Source organism: Chitinophaga tropicalis (genome assembly GCF_009758205.1).
GTDB classification, from domain to species: Bacteria; Bacteroidota; Bacteroidia; order Chitinophagales; family Chitinophagaceae; genus Chitinophaga; species Chitinophaga tropicalis.
The window spans coordinates 187388-204742 of record NZ_WRXN01000008.1; the positions used below are offsets into that span (position 1 = coordinate 187388).

At 46.1% G+C, this 17355-nt stretch carries 11 protein-coding genes; 5 read left to right on the forward strand and 6 right to left on the reverse strand.

Annotated features, from left to right (window positions below; all coding sequences use genetic code 11):
- Window positions 1-72 precede the first annotated feature (72 nt).
- The 5 genes from GO493_RS18755 to GO493_RS18775 all read right to left on the reverse strand — a co-directional run bounded on the left by GO493_RS18755 (window position 73) and on the right by GO493_RS18775 (window position 10127).
- The gene (locus GO493_RS18755; protein ID WP_157307765.1) at window positions 73-2130 is read right to left on the reverse strand and encodes a chondroitinase-B domain-containing protein; all 2058 of its coding nucleotides are present in this window, start codon (window positions 2128-2130) and stop codon (window positions 73-75) included.
- A gap of 46 nt (window positions 2131-2176) precedes the next feature.
- Window positions 2177-4048 carry a glycoside hydrolase family 97 protein gene (locus tag GO493_RS18760; protein ID WP_157307766.1) on the reverse strand — a complete coding sequence of 624 codons (1872 nt, stop codon included), beginning with the start codon at window positions 4046-4048 and terminating at the stop codon, window positions 2177-2179.
- Window positions 4049-4110: 62 nt separating this feature from the next.
- Entirely contained in the window at window positions 4111-5232 is a 1122-nt protein-coding gene (locus GO493_RS18765) for a glycoside hydrolase family 88/105 protein (RefSeq protein WP_157307767.1), read from the reverse strand.
- A 14-nt stretch (window positions 5233-5246) separates the two neighbouring features.
- On the reverse strand, window positions 5247-6944 hold the full coding sequence (locus tag GO493_RS18770) for a RagB/SusD family nutrient uptake outer membrane protein (RefSeq protein ID WP_157307768.1): 1698 nt from the start codon (window positions 6942-6944) through the stop codon (window positions 5247-5249).
- Between the two features lie 63 nt (window positions 6945-7007).
- Complete coding sequence (locus GO493_RS18775; protein ID WP_157307769.1) at window positions 7008-10127, reverse strand: SusC/RagA family TonB-linked outer membrane protein; 3120 nt, start codon at window positions 10125-10127, stop codon at window positions 7008-7010.
- A 440-nt stretch (window positions 10128-10567) separates the two neighbouring features.
- On the opposite strand from GO493_RS18775, the gene GO493_RS18780 reads away from it, so the two are divergent.
- The 5 genes from GO493_RS18780 to GO493_RS18805 all read left to right on the forward strand — a co-directional run bounded on the left by GO493_RS18780 (window position 10568) and on the right by GO493_RS18805 (window position 14335).
- Window positions 10568-11152 carry a hypothetical protein gene (locus tag GO493_RS18780; RefSeq protein ID WP_157307770.1) on the forward strand — a complete coding sequence of 195 codons (585 nt, stop codon included), beginning with the start codon at window positions 10568-10570 and terminating at the stop codon, window positions 11150-11152.
- 40 nt (window positions 11153-11192) lie between these two features.
- On the forward strand, window positions 11193-12272 hold the full coding sequence (locus GO493_RS18785; RefSeq protein WP_157307771.1) for a DUF2652 domain-containing protein: 1080 nt from the start codon (window positions 11193-11195) through the stop codon (window positions 12270-12272).
- Between the two features lie 230 nt (window positions 12273-12502).
- Window positions 12503-12937: a MauE/DoxX family redox-associated membrane protein gene (locus GO493_RS18790; RefSeq protein WP_157307772.1), complete on the forward strand. Its 435-nt coding sequence runs from the start codon at window positions 12503-12505 to the stop codon at window positions 12935-12937.
- Between the two features lie 121 nt (window positions 12938-13058).
- Complete coding sequence (locus tag GO493_RS18795) at window positions 13059-14006, forward strand: hypothetical protein (protein WP_157307773.1); 948 nt, start codon at window positions 13059-13061, stop codon at window positions 14004-14006.
- Window positions 14007-14071: 65 nt separating this feature from the next.
- Window positions 14072-14335, forward strand: coding sequence for a DUF6520 family protein (locus GO493_RS18805; protein WP_157307774.1), 264 nt, complete (start codon window positions 14072-14074; stop codon window positions 14333-14335).
- Window positions 14336-14370: 35 nt separating this feature from the next.
- Here the strand turns inward: GO493_RS18805 and GO493_RS18810 are convergent, their stop codons facing one another.
- Window positions 14371-16755 (reverse strand): ABC transporter permease, encoded by a 2385-nt coding sequence (locus tag GO493_RS18810; protein WP_157307775.1) that lies wholly within the window; start codon window positions 16753-16755, stop codon window positions 14371-14373.
- Window positions 16756-17355: the final 600 nt, after the last annotated feature.

Here is a 17355-nt window from a genome sequence, read left to right on the forward strand (position 1 = left end):
TATATGATTACAATGCGGTTTTAAAGTTATAAAGGCTTACCCAACCTTAGGTTTGGTAAGCCTTTTAATTATTTACAGTTTCTGTATTTTCCTCACGTTCGTTTTCCCGTTATGCTCCAATGATACGATGTATGTTCCTCCTGGTTTTCCGCCGGCATCAAACGGTATATTATATATCCCTGCCTGCAGGTGGGTCTGTAACAGCACTTTTACCTGTTTACCATTTATGTCATGTACAATAAGGCTGACCATACCCGCTTTTTCGAGGTTGAAGCTGATGGTTGTCTGGCCATTAAATGGATTGGGATAGTTTTTTAACGAAAAGGAATTATCAATATTCTTTGCGGTTTTTGTCCTGGCATTGCCAGCTGTCTGCAGTTCAACTTCGGTATAGCTGTTCCAGGCATTTGCGCTGTTGCCATGGCCGACTATGCGTACGTATTTGCCGGTCCGGGGAGTAAAGGAAAATGTCTGCAGGCTGAGGGAGGTGCCGCTGCTGACCAGTCCTGCGGCGGCTGTGGTCCAGCTGAGGGCATCATTGCTTACCAGTACATCAAAAGTGGATGTTCGCACATTACCGTTATAGAATGCGATGCGCACGGCAGATACCTGTACAATATCATCAAGGCAGAACTGGATCCATTGTCCGTCGCCATTGGCAGACCAGCGGGTATTCAGATCGCCGTCCAGAACGTTTGCTTCCACATTACCATCGTTGATACTGGCGGTTACCTGTTGGCAATCAGGGGTCAGATCGTTTGCAAAAGGGCCAACCATGGCTGGTGTCAGGATACGTGCCGTAACGGGAGCAGAAGATACTTCGTCGGCTCCGACATCTTTGGAGGAGGGGCGTGACTGCCCGTCCATGTCGACGGTTACGACTGAATAAGAACCGGTGGCAGCGTTGATAGCAGGGCTTCCGGACTGCAGGTGGAAGGTACCGGTAGCGTCTCTTGCCAGTAAAGGATTGGTGGTTGTGTATCCGCTGGCGGGCATATCGCCATCGCCGTTGGTATTATAGAGTATGTTCCCGGCCCATACTGCCCCGGTGTAGGGCCCTGCAATGGAAGCAGCGGCACCGCCGCCCTGGATGATGTTATTGACAACTTTCTGGGCAGTAGCGCCGAGTCCGTTTGTGCGGCCGGCCTGTACAATATTCCCTGTATTATTTACAAGGGTATTAAAGGCGATCAGTGTGCGGTCAGGGCGGTCATGAGAAGTAAGCGCGGCGCCATCTGCCACTTCACCATCCCCATTGCCGATATTGATAGCAGGGTTACAATTTTCAAAATGGTTGCTGAAGATATTGTGATCATCCCCGAAAATGCGGATGCCGGGGGTGTTGATGAAATAGTTACCATATACGTCGCAATGGTTACCATGTCTGAGAGTGAACTGGGCAGGGCAATTGCGGATGGTGTTGTAACGGAGGGTGACGGCAGATGATTTGATGGATATCAGTTCATTCTCGCCTTCACAGTCTTCGAAAAGATTATATTCTACTATACTGTTGGAGGATGAAAGGCTTAAACCACTCAGGCCGAACTGCAATGTTTCTGCCCCATTGGCTGTTTGTGGTTGCTGATCGAGGAAGTAGTTATGATGGATGTACAGGCGCTGAGCGATCTGGCTGCCGCTGCCACGTACGGTAATGAAGCGGCCCATGGCATTTTTGTGCTGGAAGGTATTATGATCTACTTCGTGATCATTTCCGTTTAGTGAGAGGTTTTCTCCGTCGCCTGGTGTCTGGAACAGGTTGCGGGTCCACCGGCAAAAGCTGGTGCCACTGGCCATAGTAGCCTGAGAGGCGTTGTGGGTAAATTTGAAGCCGCGGATGATGATATATCTTGCAGGGCTTACAATGCTGAAGCCGGCAGTCCCGTTTATTTCTGCGCCGCCTATTGACTGGGCGGCAATGGTAATGGGCTGGGCGGCAGTACCCTGTTTGTTGATGGTGATGTCTGCAGATGCTGTATAGACGCCATTGGCCAGGATGATAACATCTCCCGGGGCAGCGTTGTTAATAGCTGTTTGCAGCGCTGATAAAGAAGAAACATTGATCGTGGCGGCTGACAGGTTTACAGCTGTTGTTAAGCATAACGTAAGGAATAATAGCGAGTAGTGTTTCATGTTCATTTTTGTACGATTTAGAGGTTAATTTGAAGGGGGTTGATATTCATTTATTATTAAGGTCCTGAAACATTGCTATGTACCCGCCGCCGGATGACAACCGGAGGGAGATCACGTCTTTCTGTGTATAAGTTCCATCTTCCAGTTTCACAGCGTTTGTGCTATCGGGGTTATCCTTTACAATTGATGCTTTGTAACCTGTTCCTTTCAGGAAAGAAAGCGGGATGCTGATCTTCTGAGGCTGATCTCCATTCATGACGGCCAGGAACCAGTTATTTCCTTTACGGCGGGCAAATACAGCCAGCTGGCCAATTTCAGAGGGTGGCAATACTATGGTTTCATCCCAGGTGGCAGGGATAAGCCGGATCAGGCCGTTTGCAGGGTTATCCAGCAAATGTTGCGGCAGGGCAGCATATGTGAGCAGTGGTGCGCTCAGGATGGCTGCGCTGGCAACCTGATGGGCCCATGAGGTATTCTTTCTCCGTTCTCCGAAATGGACTACGGTATACTCTGCCGGGCCGGCAAGGAAGCGTGTGAATGGCAAGGTGGTTTCATGTGCAGCCCTGTCTGTCAGTTTGCTGGCTTCCATTCCTTTTACAGCTTCTCTTGTCAGTTCATTGGGCCAGGTCCGTGACAGGCCTGTAGGCTTATCAGCGCCATGAAAATCAGCTAAGAGGTGATATACTGCCGTTTCCTGCAGGATGGCCGTATAGAGGTCTATTACTTCTTTGGCTTCACTGTCAAAGAAATCTATCTTCACTCCTGTTATGCCCAGGTCATGGCAGCGTTTGAAGAAGGCCTGGCGCTGCGTTTTATCGCGCAATTCTTTGGAGTGTTTCCACAGCCAGATGCCTACGTGGTGGCGTTTACCATCGTCCACCACATCCCTTATCTGTTCATCAGTCCATTTCTCCCAAAAGCCTTCCAGGATATTATGTTCAAATCCTAAAGCGGCTGCCTGGGCGGAGAATTGTTTCATGACCTCCGGGGTGCCGGCGCCGCCGCCATCCAGGTATTTCCATACAGCCCGTCCAGGCCTGATCCAGCTGGTTTCTATCCCGTTGGGAAAAAGTTTGGGATCGGGAGGTGGGCAGAGATTCTGTACTATGTCATTGTTGACCATTGTGTTCAGGTCAGCTCCTATCATGACCACCCGCCAGGGAGTGGTAATTGTGCCGGTAATTGAAGCGAGCCTGAGCGTTCGTTTTACTTCTTCTTCGCTGTAGCGCAGCTTATAAGGATATGAAACCGGCTGACGATGGGCTAAGCGTAATACCAGTCCCTGCTTACCATTTGCTTCCAGCGCCATGCCGCTGTAGTTTACCAAGTCAGCTTCTGTAACAGAGGCATAGATGCCCTGTGGCAACCGGATAGTAGCTGGTGGCGCTACCCACTCCCCTGCCTGTAAAGCTGAGATGTCCTTTTTGGAGTATACACTTTCATAATGCATGGTCAGGTCATGATACCATATTTCGCTGCCGCCGGGAATATTGAATATTGTTCCCTCATCAGGAGTGCGCACTGCTCCTTTGGCTCCGGGCACTACTGTGCGGAAAGCGATGCCGTTATTAAATACCCTTACATCCAGTGTAAACCCTGTCAGGGCAATAGTGGCGCCGTGGCAGTTATTGACAGCCACAGCATGCACTCCATGCCAGGGATAGCGTTCGTTTATAGTATACCGTTTGGCAGCGCCTATTGTTACGTTGCCGGTTAACAGGCGATCGTCAACTGACAATATCATGGGTGATGCGTCAATGACCGTGGTGTTCCTGAAAGTGACTGTATAATATAACTCATGCTGGCGGAGAAATAATCCGAAGCGGGTTTGTCCGTCCGGGCTGGTCACCGTTGTAGTATCTGCTGCAAATACTTTTGATACAAAGAAAAGGGAGCAAAGAAGCGTTTGTATTTTCATATGGTTCTTTCAGTTTGATTTCCTGTAGCGATTTTTTAAAGGAGCTTTCGGCCCCCTGAAGTTTATCGTAATAAGGCAGCTGCACACCATAACAGTGGCGCCTGTCCGTGCATGTCGCCGGTAATGCGTTTACGGTCCAGGTAGTATTGCCGGTCGTTCTTTTTGTTTGTGCCTTCGCATACTTCACGAACATCTCCGTTGCTATCAATATAGGTAACAAGCGCCAGCCAGGCTTTTCTTGCTGCGGGGCCATAGGTTGCAGCATCAAGCCAGCCTTTTTTTACGCCGGTGATCATGGCAAAGGTGAACATGCCTGTACCGGATGTTTCTGCCCAGGAGGCGGGGTCGTCTATCAGTTGCCGCCACATGCCGTCTTCTGCCTGGTATTGCAGCAATGAAGCCATCATCTTCTTATATCCTTCCATGATACGTGGTCTGTCGGGGTTATCTTCAGGCAGGGAGCGTAACAGTTCGCTCATGCCTGCAGCCATCCAGCCATTGCCCCGTCCCCAGAAGAAGGGAACATCCGGCGCGTGGTAGAAGAGGCCGTTAGGTTGTTGTAAGGAGTCCAGGTAAACTACCATTTCCTTAGCAGCGCGATCTATGTATGAGCTGTTGCCTGTGGCGCGGTAGGCTTGTGCCTGTACTGCTGTGATCATAAACATATCATCGATCCACATGCGGGTTTGCCAGGTAAGTCCCTGTTTATAATAAACAAAGGACGTAGGTTTTACGTGAGGGCCATCCGGTGAGCCCCATTGTTTGTCTGCTATTCTTTTTCCCATTTCCAGGTAACGCGGATCTTTGAGCTGCTGATACAGTTCCAGTGGTACTGCTCCGAATACGGTATGGTCTACATGGTCTGGCTCAGGCACTAAGCCTGTGTCTGCGCCGAACAGTGGTTCAAACCGTTCTGCCAGTTTAGCCGTCAGCGTTTTATTCCTGCTTTCCTTTGCAAATGCCAGCGCGCCGTACCAGGTACATACTTCCGGGTATGTAATAACGGAGGGAGGTGTTGGCCTGCCAAAGTTGGGATGCGGAGATGCAAGGAAACGGGCAACCACCCGTTTCCCGACCTCCTGCGGTGAGCTGTTTTGAGGGAAATTCTTCAATTGTGAGTATGCCATGCTACAATGGATAAAGGCCGGGAAGAGCAGGAGCATGGCTGTGGGTTTTCTTTTCATGTTGTTATTTTTAATTACCATAGTGGATTCTGTGGATATTGAGGACCGGTGGTGGTTGCGTCTATCTGTCCCTGGGGAATAGGCCGGAGCGTGTGTTTCTCCTGTATATTCTTCTGGGCATCTGTATTATGTAACCTTACCCGTTTCAGTAATTGTCCTGTTCTTACAAGGTCCTGCCACCTTGTTAATTCTCCGCATAGTTCCCTGGAGCGTTCGTCCAGGATAAAATCGAGCGAAAGATCGGAAGCCTGTACTTCCATGGCCTGTGGATTGCCGGTAGGGTATGCCGCTCTTCTGCGAACAGCGTTTATAAAAGGCAGTGCATCTCCCGGGCGGCCATCCATGAAAGCTGCTTCTGCTGCTACCAGGTAAGTATCTGCCAGCCTGTAAACGATGATTGGCCTGATGGAAGGCGCGTTCATGTCTGAGCGTTTGGTATCGAAATATTTTGTCACAGTGGGCGCTAAAGTGGGAGCATATCTATTGGGTGTAATGACCTGGTAGGGTGTTGCCTTTATCTGTGCATCGGGCACTTCATAACCGGGCATATAGATGGCTGTATCTCCGGGCCCGAACCTTGGTTTTCCAGGTTGTGCATTTGCCGGTGCTCCTGGTGGTAGCGGGTCGGGCCAGTTGGGGATCAGCTTGCGGGCATTACAGATCCATGTTGTCTGGAAGGTTTTGTTATACCGGGTATCGTTCACTCTTTCTGCGAATACGGTATCTGTGAGCCAGCGTGTGGGAATGGCCCTTATGTAAGGGCGGCCGTAAAAAACATCCCGCTGCATGCCGGGCTGATTTTCATACTGGGGCACCCACAGGTGACATAACAGGTTGTCTGCGTCCCTGTTATCCTGTTTGGGGGAGCCGTTATATGCCAGGTTGGAGGTATGCTGTACGGACCATAGTACTTCCATATTTCCTTCATTGCCTTCCTGGAATACTTTCCCGAAATCGGGTAGCAGTCCTATTCCTGACGAAGCACTGTTATTGATCAGTGTTGCCGCTGTTGTGCAGGCGTTCTTATAATCATCTGCTTCTTTAGCGGCAGAACCCGCTCTTGTCAGGTATACTTTTGCCAGCAGGTGGGTGGCTGCTGCTGCTGTGGCCCTGCCTGGCTGTACGCCTGCAGAGAGCGGCCCTGGTGGCAGGGCGGTGATGGCGGCGGTAAGATCTTCAATAATAAAGTCATATACGCTGGCCATAGGGTCGCGTGTAGCCGAGGTAGTTGGGGTATTCTGGAAGCTTTTGTTCAACGTCACATCGCCCCATGACTGTACCAGGATGAAATAATAATTGGCGCGCAGGAACCTGGCCTCTCCTACCATCCTCTTTTTAAGCACTGAATCCATGCCTGTTATTACAGGCGCATTATCTATAAGACCATTGCAGGTATTGATGTATGTGTAACAATATTTCCAGACGTTGCCTACGTTGGTATTTGAGGGTGTGTAGTTGCTGGAATAAGTGTTCAGATCTGAGCTACCGTCTACGCCTCTTTTAAATTCATCTGTTCCGCATACTGTCAGGTTATAATAATCCTGTGGCCCCCAGATCCAGCGGGTACCTGCGTAGGCCGCGTTAAGACCGGCTTCAAATCCCTGTGCGGTAGAAAAGAATTCAGGGGTAAGAACAGAGCGTGGTTCTTCTACCAGTTTGTCCTTACAACCTGCAAAGAGGAAAGCGATCATATATAGTAAGAGCTTTTTCATAATCTGGTATTTTTTGTAGTCTTTCAGTGCGGTCATGACCAGGCTGAAGCAGGGTTGTATTTTTTATAAAGACAAGTTGAGACCGAATATCATGGACCAGGTGCCTGGTGTGTCTACATTCAACGCCCCCTGGTTATTGGTGCCGGACCCTGATCCCATGGCGGTTTCGGGGTCGATCCCTTTATACCTGTTCCTGTATGGAGAGAAGAGGATAAAGGGATTCTGTGCAGTAGCATAGATCCGCAGCGCGTCTACTTTCATTCGTTTTACCATGGTGGGCGACAGGTTATAGCCAAGGCTCAGTGACCGTATCTTCAGGTAGCTTCCATCGAAGTAACTCAGCAATGAGCTGTTGGGAGTATTGGTATTGGCGTGATTGGGTTTGGGATAAAAGTTCTGTCCGCTGCCGGGAGTCCAGTATTCTACATCCAGGTTATTGTAATTACTCTGATAGGTATTGATAAAGCTGCTGCTCTGATGCATTTTACTAACGATGGTCCCGCCCATTCTTACAAATGCAACGATGGTAAAATCGAATCCTTTAAAAGTAAAGCGGTTGGTAATACCTCCCTCCCATTCAGGCTGATTGGAGCCGAGTATTATACGGTCATCGGCATTAATAAGAGAGTCTCCGTTGGTATCTGCCAGCCTGATCTGACCTATTACGGAGCCGGGGTGAGTTACTGTTTGTTTGTATGCCCTGGCTGTCAGGGAATCTTCTTTCGTATTCTGCCAGATGCCTTCTTTCTTATAATCGTAAATGACGCCAATGGGATATCCTACAAACCAGTTGTTGTTAATGTCTCTTGTAACTCCATTGGCCAGCTGGGTTATCTTTCCACGGTTAATAAAAACATTCAGGTCTGTGGTCCAGCTGAATCCGTTGCCTGGCTGCCTGATATTTACGGTGCTGAGCTGCAGCTCTATTCCTTTGTTAGATGTCTTTCCGACATTGGTCAGGATGGCGTTGGGGATACCAGAGGTGGGTGGTAAGGTTTGCGGTAACAACAAGGACCTTGTCTGCTGCTGGTAAACTTCCACCAATCCTGTTACGCGATTATCCCAGAGGCCTATATCAATTCCTGCGTTCAGGGTAGCTGTATATTCCCATGTGAGAGCCGGGTTGGGCACATTAGTGGGATATGCTCCTGTAACGTTGGTGGAGCCATAGTTATAGGTAACGGGAGATAAAGCTCCCAGTGTCTGGTATGGAGAGATAGCTGTATTGCCGACGGAGCCATATCCAACTCTTAATTTCAGATTGGAGATAGCATGTGTTTTTGCCAGGAAAGGTTCTTGGGAGAGGTTCCATGCAGCTGCAACGGAGGGGAATACGTGGTACTTGTTTCCCGGCGCCAGGCGGGAAGAACCATCTGAACGCAAGGTCAGGGTAAGTAGATATTTTTCATCATAGTTATAGTTAAGTCTTGCCATGTAAGAGAGGATATCCCATTTCTCATATTTGCCTGAGCCTGCCAGGTTGGATGAATACTGTGGATTATAATACTGGAGGAAATCTGCGAGGATGGAATTATTATTGAATGAGTTGGATTGCAGTTCAGATTCCTGCAGGCTATATAACCCGGTGAAGCTGATCTTATGTTTACCGAGCTGCTTTTCATAGAGCAGGAGGTTTTCCAGCGTATAATCGAGCGTGATACTGGTCTGGTTGCTGGAGGTAGATAAGGTGCCCTGGTTGTAAGTTGTTTTGCTGGCGTAGAAATTACCATATACATCATTTCTTAATTCTGCACCTGCGTTGAACCTGTATTTCAGTCCGCGGGCGAGGTTTACCTCTGCATATAAAGTGGTGAAGGTCCCGAACCTTTTGCGTCTTTCAACTGCGGCGCCCGGCAGGAAGTTGGCTAATGGGTTCCATACCTGGCTGGCGGTGCCGGGCACGTATGCGTTCAGCAAAGCGCCGGAACTATCGTATGGCGATACCAGCGGGTTAGCTCTCAGTACCTGTCCCATTGGGTTGGCATTCTCCCCGTTTGTGATGGAATAGGTGTTGAGGGTGTTCAGTCCTATTTTTACTGCTTTTCCGATCTGCTGGTCAACGCTGGCTTTAACGGAGAATCTTTCGAAGGATTGTCCTGAGTAGATGCCTGTTTCCCGGTAATAGCCGCCGGATAATGCGTATTGCGTTGTTTCCGAGCCACCGGTAACTCCCAGTTGATGGTTGGTGGTCATACCGGTTTTATAGATCAGTTTCTGCCAGTTGGTATTGCGTCCTGTTTGAATTCCCTGTACTTCTTCCTGGCTGAAGCTTCCGTTGGTATAGAAGGCGGGATCATCCAGGCCTCTATATTTACCTGGTGTTTCATTGATCAGTGCCCATTTTTTGAAAGTGGTGAATTGTTGGGCATCCATCACATCATATTCGCCCATATTTTTGACGAATCCCGTATAGGCGCTGTAGGTTATTACGGGTTTACCTGTTCTGCCCCTGCGGGTGCTGACAAGGATAACGCCGTTGGCGCCTCTTGAGCCGTAGATAGCTGTTGCGGAGGCATCTTTCAATACTTCTACAGACACTACATCGTCCGGGTTCAGATCATTGATATCTCCGTTAAAGGGAATACCGTCTACGATGAACAGCGGGTCATTTGCTGCGTTCACAGACCTGGTGCCTCTTATCAATATTTTCGGTTTTGCGCCGGGTTTGCTGTTACCACCGTTCTTCTGTACGTCTATTCCGGCCCCTCTGCCCTGCAGGGCCTGGCTTAAATTGGCTACGGGCACTTCTCTGAGTGTCTGTTCTTTGATAGAGATGATTGAGCCTGTAACATCTGATTTTCTTTGTGTACCGTATCCGACCACGACTACTTCATTGAGGCCTTTGTTATCTATCTGCATAGGAATGATAAGAGAGGATTGATCTTCGTTCCCGATGACGACCTCTTTGCGGAGATAGCCTGTAAAAGAGACGCTGAGTATGGATTGCCGGGGAACGCTGATGGTGAATTGTCCGCCGGCCGAAGCTGCTGTTCCGACACTACCTCCTTTCAGTCTTACGACGGCTCCCGGGAGCGGGTCTCCCTGTTCTCCGGTAACTGTTCCTTTAATAGTCACCATTTCTTTATTTACAGGTTGCCGGGCGTATAAACTGTTTGATAAAAGGACCAGGCAATATGTCCCGATTTTACTTATGCTGCAGATAGTGCGGATGACATCTTTCATAACGGAATTTTTAATTATAGAGCAAAGACAACGTGGATAAGCATTTCGAAATGCAAACGATTGCATATAAGGGCGATAAAAATCCCTTTCCCATATATTTTTATGGGAATATACTATCAGCTATGCAAACGATTGCATATAAGGAGCCGGGGAAAAAGCGTTACAGAATATTTAATGTCATAATTTAAAGTTGACTTGTGAAGAAGATCAGATGCGGCTATCGGGCTAGGAACTGTCGATCTTTCATAATGGAACTAACTTAAGGGTATTAAGTTATCATCGTGGAACTTGTTTTAAAATTAAAGAAAAGGAATTGAAAAAGAGGCAGACCTTCCTTGTCTAATTTTAGCATTTACTTATACTTTTTTCTCATTAAAATGTAACATTTACCCCGGCCGGCCGTTTTACCTAACATCCATTTAACTATATACTACCGCTTTATGAAACATTTTTTACTCTTTCTTCCCTTTGTACTATTATTTGCAGCCTGCTCCAAAGATGAATTTGACCCTTCAAAGCCGAAGGCCGGGCAGGTGGTTGAGCTTTTCGTGGATCATTACAGGACGGGCTCTGATTCACGGTTATTTTTAAATACGGACAGAAAAAATTCCCTGGGCACTTATGTAGATAAGTTTGATCAGCGGGAAATTGGTTATACGTATGTTATCAAGGCCAAAGTAGTGGTTGCTCCCAGCAACCTGATGGATGCGCCCTCCTATTGGTTTGAGTATGTCAGAACTGTTGAAACGGAAAAATATAAGGGACAGGATACGTTTGCTCTGCCATTATTTGGTTTCCTTGCGCCATCGGAAGTCTTCTTCCTGAGAAAGGACACTGATAAATATTATTACCGTAATTACCTGTTATCTCCTGCAGATGCTACCGTTCAGGCAGATCTTGCAGAGGCGCTTGAAAAAGGCCCTGGTATGCTGACTGCCGCCGGGCCCCGGTCCATAACGTTATATGTAAAACATGATCCTGACAACTACGGAAAGGGTTACGTTGTGTACCGGGTAGCACTTTAACCCGGTTACAGGCTTTTTTACTAACTTTAGTAAAAAAGAGATGCAAAATAAAGGCCTGCTTTTTATCCCGGATATAAGTGGCTTTACCCGTTTTGTCAATGAAATAGAGATAGATCATGGCCGGCATATCATACAGCAGCTGCTGGAGGTATTGATCAACTCCAACAACACCGGGCTTGAGATCTCTGAGATTGAAGGGGACGCCATCCTGTTCTACAAATTTGGCGAACCGCTGGAACTGGAAGCATTATACAAACAGGTGGAGAAAATGTTCTGTGAATTTCACCGTCATCTGAATGCTTACCATCAGCGCAGAATATGCCAGTGTAAAGCATGTTTATCTGCCGTGGACCTTACGTTGAAAGTAATTACCCATTACGGCGAGTTCACTACCTATAATGTGAAGAATTTCAGTAAGCTTATTGGCAAAGATGTGATCGTTGCCCATCAGTTGCTGAAGAATGATATTGAGCAGCATGAATACTGGCTGGTGACGGATAACCTGTTGCAGGATAATCCGCCTGGACTGGCGGAATGGATGAAATGGGATGCGAGTATCAAACAAACGGAAATTGGCCAGATACCTTTTCATTATACGCAGCTGACCCAGTTAAAGATTGATCTTCCTTCCGAGCCTGATCTGCAACTGGAGCTTTCTGATAAGATCAAAGTACTTTCTGTATACAGGGATTATGAGGTGGATATTAAAACGCTCTGTTTTACGGTAATACATTACGAATTCCGTCATCAGTGGCTGGTAGGGATAAAAGAAGTGAATGAGATAGAACATTTTTTACCGGGTGTAGGCAGCCGCCATCAGTATGTCCTGGAAAACGGTCAGAAAATAATGATGTTCATCAGCAGTTTTGTTTATAATCCTGAAGAAAAGATAATTTTCAGTGAAACTGATATAAAACGGAAAAGCGCTACTTATTTTACTATTCAAAAAGCGCCTGATGGTAAATCCCGGTTAACGATGGATGTATACCTGCATAAAAACCCTGTACAATGGCTGCTATTTAATTTAACAGAGAAAAAGAAGATGCAGCAGCGGTTGCAGCTGTCATTGGAGAGGCTGGAACCGGTGGTGAAAGAAATGGTGTTGCCGTTGGAGTTTTGATGTTATTAAAGCCGGGTTAATATATGTCTTTTCAGGGGGCGGGGAAGTTGCTCAAAAAAATCGCTTTTACCTTCGGTAAAAGCGATTTTTTTGAGTTTTTTTTTTGCGCTGCGCGCGGCTGAATTTTTAAATAATGAGGATATTTTCAGAATATTTTCTTAAATTAGGATTACTGATAGCCACTGACACAAGTGAGAACCCGGCTACTTCCATGCCCAAATCCATAATCCATGTTACGAAAATCTGTACTGGAGATAATAAGTTTCTTATTCATCTTATTGTTCGTTTACACTGCAGTCAGCAAGTTCCTGGATCATGAGAACTTCCGTGCTGTGATAGGACAGTCTCCCCTGCTTACCAGGTTTGCCCCTGTGCTGGCAATTGCAGTTCCCCTGGCTGAAATAGCTATCGCCATATTGCTGGCCGTTCCCCGCTACCGGCGCGCCGGTCTTTACGCCTCTTTTGCCATGATGATGCTTTTCACTACCTATATTATTGTACTGGTGACATTGTCAGAGAAAATACCCTGTTCATGCGGAGGCGTGATCTCCCGGATGACCTGGCAACAACACCTGTATTTCAATATATTCTTTGTACTGCTGGCATTGCTGGGAATGTGGGTACATAGCAGGCAGACAGCGTCCGGACAACCCATTCACGCATAACTGATGCACAATGATGCAGAAGCCCTTCCAATTTGCCGCCATTTGCATTATGGCCTGCTTTACTTTTGTTCTTATACTGTATGCTTTTGCAGATAAGCCTAATGATCATAAAAACGGGTTTATGCGTAAGCAACCTGTTGTAACAGCTGTGTGGAAGCGTTCACTGGATCTGCAATACCCGGCTTATTATATTGCAGGCTATGCTGATCAGCATATTTACCTGGGTAATTATTCTGCCTCCCAGCATCTGCTGACGGTAAATCTCAACTTAAAAGATACGCAGCAACTGACGCTGACCATGCCTGCAGGAGAGCGTTATGCATGGAAGCTGGCGAGGGTGATGGTAGATTCTCCTGCTGTATATATGACAGAAGGGAGCACTCCTGCTCTATACAGAGGGAAACTGGATGATCTGAATATGAACCGGTTCCTGCCTCAAAGCTGTTTCTTTAATATGCTGCAAAGCATCTCGTTCACTTCTTTTATATCGCGCAGCATCCATATAGATTCACTGGGCAACAAACAAAATATACTTGTAAAAATCACGACAGATTCCCCTTATGTGAAGCTGGGAAAGGATATCATTACCAAACAGGTGGATGGAGTTTTTTGTACAGACGGAACATTGGATTATGACAGGCAGACAGGGCAACTGGTTTATCTTTACCACTACCGGAATGAATTTGTAACACTGGATACCAACCTCCAGGTGATCAATACCGGGCATACGCTGGATACCAATACTATCGCTAAAATACAGGTTGCTGATATGTCAACAGGCACCAGCAAGTTTTCCGCCCCGCCAACATATGTAAACAGCAGGGCCAGAATTGCAGATAACAGGATCTATGTACTTTCTTCCCTCCTGGCGGATAATGAAGACGGGAAAACCGGGCAGCAGCATGAGATCATAGATGTGTTCTCACTGGATAAAGGTGAATATCTCCATACCTTATACATTCCGCTAAAGGGAGGAGCCCGTATTACAGACTTTATTATAAAAGGAGATGAGCTGTTTGCATTGCAGGACCGTACGTTAAATGTGTATTCCATTCATCTATTGCAATAGAACAGGCGAAGCCGAACACCTGTAGAAAATAGTAGGCATGTATCTGAACTCAAAATTTTACTATCGTGAATTTAAAAAAAATTGGTTTATCAGTAACAGCGTTTGCGCTTGCTATAGCCGGCGCTTTCGCTACTAATTCCCGGTATCCAGGAGACGGATATACAAATCTTCAACAAGTACCCAGCCAGGGCTCTCCCTGCGTGTACAGGCAATACTGCGGAGGCGGTTTCAATACCTGCAGGGTTACGATATCAGGCGTTGGGACTGTCCAGCTGTTACGACTGGAGTCTAATGGTACATGTAGCAGTACTGTTCTTTCGCAACCTTAAAAATAAAGCCTTGCAACATTGCAAGGCTTTATTTTTTATTCTGTTCTCAGGCTTTTAACGGGGTTGGCGATGGCTGTTTTTATTGCCTGGATACCGATGGTAAATAACGCGATCAATATTGCCAATACTCCGGCTATTAAAAAATACCACCAGGAGACGGTGACGCGGTAAGCAAAATCCTGAAGCCATTTATTCATTGCGAACCATACAACAGGAAAGGCGATCACCGCTGCAATAATGATCAGTTTCAGAAAATCCTTTGATAACAGTGTTACAATATTTGATACAGATGCACCCATTACTTTCCTTACTCCTATCTCTTTTGCTCTCTGGACAGTACTGTAAGAGACCAGGCCCAGTAATCCCAGGCAGGATATAAAGATGGCTAATGAGGCAAAGTTCAGGAATAGTTTTCCGAAGCGTTCTTCACTACGGTACTGCCGGTCAAAGAACTCATCCAGAAAGTAGTAATTGAATGATCTTCCGGGTATCAGCTCTTTCCATTTTTTCTCAATTGCAGCGATGGTATTTTGCAGATCTGCAGATGACACCTCTACAGAAACAAACTGGTCATTACGGGGAGAAATACGCATGCTAAGCGGCTTGATAGGTTCCTGTAAAGAGCGGAAATGAAAGTCTTTCATCACACCGATAATCACTCCTTTACTTTCCCATTGGCTGAAGCGTTTTCCTATTGCCTGCTCAGGAGAGGAATAGCCAAACATCTTTACGGCTGTTTCGTTGATGATCATCGCCTGTAGCGTATCTGTTTTAAACTGCTCCGAAAATGCTCTGCCAGCAACAATCTTTATTTTAAACTGGTTGATAAAATCGAAATCAACATAGTAAAGATCAAGGCTGCCAGCCTGCAACTCTCCTTTGAAGTTCTCTACTTCAGAATATGCCTGCGAATTAACTCCACCCGGAATACTTAATGACATAGCTGTTGACTTAACTCCGGATATCCGGCTCAGCGCTTCCTTAAAAGCATACCGGGAGGGAGCACCCTGGGTGTCCATCACCAATATCTGATCTTTGTTAAAACCGAGATCCCTGTTACGCATGTAGTTCATCTGGTTATAAACGATGATCGTAGATACGATCAACCCTATGGCGATCGCAAATTGCGATACCACCAGTACTTTTCTTAATAGTATACCATGGGTGCCGGTCGAAAATCTCCCTTTCAAAACTGTTACCGGTTTAAAGGAGGACAATACCAATGCAGGATACAGACCTGCCAGTATACCTATACCTATTGCCGACAGTAACAGGATGCCCAGGTAACCGGTATGTTCAAAAATGCTTTGGCTGATAGTCTTACCTGCCAGCTGGTTAAACAAAGGGAGCAGCATCCAGCCTAAAAGAACAGCGAGGGAAAAAGAGATAAGACAAATAATGACGGACTCTCCTATAAACTGTTTTGTGAGCTGTGCCCTTTCTGCTCCTACCACTTTGCGAACACCAACTTCCCTGGCACGTTCTGCAGAACGTGCTGTAGTGAGATTGATAAAGTTAAAGCAGGCGATCAGCATAATGAATATAGCTATGATGGAGAATATGCATACATTGGTAATGTTCCCTTTTTTCTGGCCATCCCGGGTAGAATGCAGATAAACATCCCTTAAAGGTTCAAGCAGTAAAGTAGTGTATACCTGAGATTGCTTCATTGCTGCTCCGGTATGTTTCTCAAGAAAGGCGGGGAGCTTTCTCTCTAACGCTCCGGGGTCAGCTCCGGGCTTCAGTAATAAGTAACCATAAGCGCCGTAACCGCCCCAATTGTTATCCATCTTTGGATCCCATAGTTTGACCATAGTGGTTAATGACATCACTATATCTCCCTTTATCTGCGAATTTTCAGGGATGTCTTTCATAATGCCTGTAACTTTTACAGGATAGCCGTCTTCCTCTATCTGTAAGGTCTGGCCAATGGGGGATTCTTTTCCGAAATATTTTTTGGCGGCTGTTTCTGAAAGCACAACGCTGAAGGGCTCTTTCAGGGCCGTTTGCGGATTGCCTGCAAGCAGGCCAAAATCAAATACATTAAAGAATGAGGAGTCTGCCCAGAGAATACTTCCTTCCTGGAATTCTGCCGCTTCTTTTCGTACCATAACCTTATTTGCACGGGTAACACGTACAAAAGACGCTACTTCCGGAAAGTCATTTTTCAGATTGGGAGGCACACCCCATGGTGCGAGGCTTTCATGAATAATATCGGTTGGTGTTTTAAGATCGGCTACAATACGGTAAATACGCTCAGATCTGCTATGGAATGAATCATAGCTTAATTCAAATCTTACGTAAAGGAAAATGAGAAACCCTGCAGTCATCCCGACAGCCAATCCCATGATATTGATCAATGAAAATATCTTATGCCTCCATAGATTACGAAAAGCGATTTTGAAGTAATTTCTAAGCATAGTTGAATGTACAATAAAGTCCGGGGAAAGCCGGCAAAGAAAGCACCAGATCTTAAATAAATGAAAATCAACAACCTAAATCCAATATCAATAAAAAAACCGTTCAATTTTGAAATGAAATGTCCGGTTTTGGCACATCTGCCAAAATGGTTTAAATAAGTACCGTATAGAAAAAGAAAGAAGATAGTGAAGGAGTAATATTCTTTTTCCAGATAGGTAAAAGCCATGCTTACACATGGCTTTTATTATTTTTATCAAGATCAAACTTTACCGTTATAAATACGTTTAAAGGTAAAAAACCTTTATCTTTAAATTCAGCTGTTAACCGGTTATATATTGACAAGAACGTTAGAGAAACTTCAGTTTGACGGAGGATGCTTAATCTTTGATTTTATTAATACTATAAATACGCGGAAACCTGCATCTGCTCGCGTATGACTTTACGGAATATTTTCCTTTCAGACATGACGGGCATAATATGCCATCTAATATCACCCCTGTCTAAAACTGTAGCTTTTATACAACCTAACATTGTTATGAACAAGTTCTATCCCATTTTCTTTGCACTACTCGTATTGAACATCACTAGTTCTCATTCAC

Excerpts from the sequence above, each read along its gene's own strand:
- GO493_RS18755 (WP_157307765.1), bottom strand. The coding sequence starts at position 2,130 with ATGAAACACTACTCGCTATTATTCCTTACGTTATGCTTAACAACAGCT.
- GO493_RS18760 (WP_157307766.1), bottom strand. The coding sequence starts at position 4,048 with ATGAAAATACAAACGCTTCTTTGCTCCCTTTTCTTTGTATCAAAAGTA.
- GO493_RS18765 (WP_157307767.1), bottom strand. The coding sequence starts at position 5,232 with ATGAAAAGAAAACCCACAGCCATGCTCCTGCTCTTCCCGGCCTTTATC.
- GO493_RS18770 (WP_157307768.1), bottom strand. The coding sequence starts at position 6,944 with ATGAAAAAGCTCTTACTATATATGATCGCTTTCCTCTTTGCAGGTTGT.
- GO493_RS18775 (WP_157307769.1), bottom strand. The coding sequence starts at position 10,127 with ATGAAAGATGTCATCCGCACTATCTGCAGCATAAGTAAAATCGGGACA.
- GO493_RS18780 (WP_157307770.1), top strand. The coding sequence starts at position 10,568 with ATGAAACATTTTTTACTCTTTCTTCCCTTTGTACTATTATTTGCAGCC.
- GO493_RS18785 (WP_157307771.1), top strand. The coding sequence starts at position 11,193 with ATGCAAAATAAAGGCCTGCTTTTTATCCCGGATATAAGTGGCTTTACC.
- GO493_RS18790 (WP_157307772.1), top strand. The coding sequence starts at position 12,503 with ATGTTACGAAAATCTGTACTGGAGATAATAAGTTTCTTATTCATCTTA.
- GO493_RS18795 (WP_157307773.1), top strand. The coding sequence starts at position 13,059 with ATGCGTAAGCAACCTGTTGTAACAGCTGTGTGGAAGCGTTCACTGGAT.
- GO493_RS18810 (WP_157307775.1), bottom strand. The coding sequence starts at position 16,755 with ATGCTTAGAAATTACTTCAAAATCGCTTTTCGTAATCTATGGAGGCAT.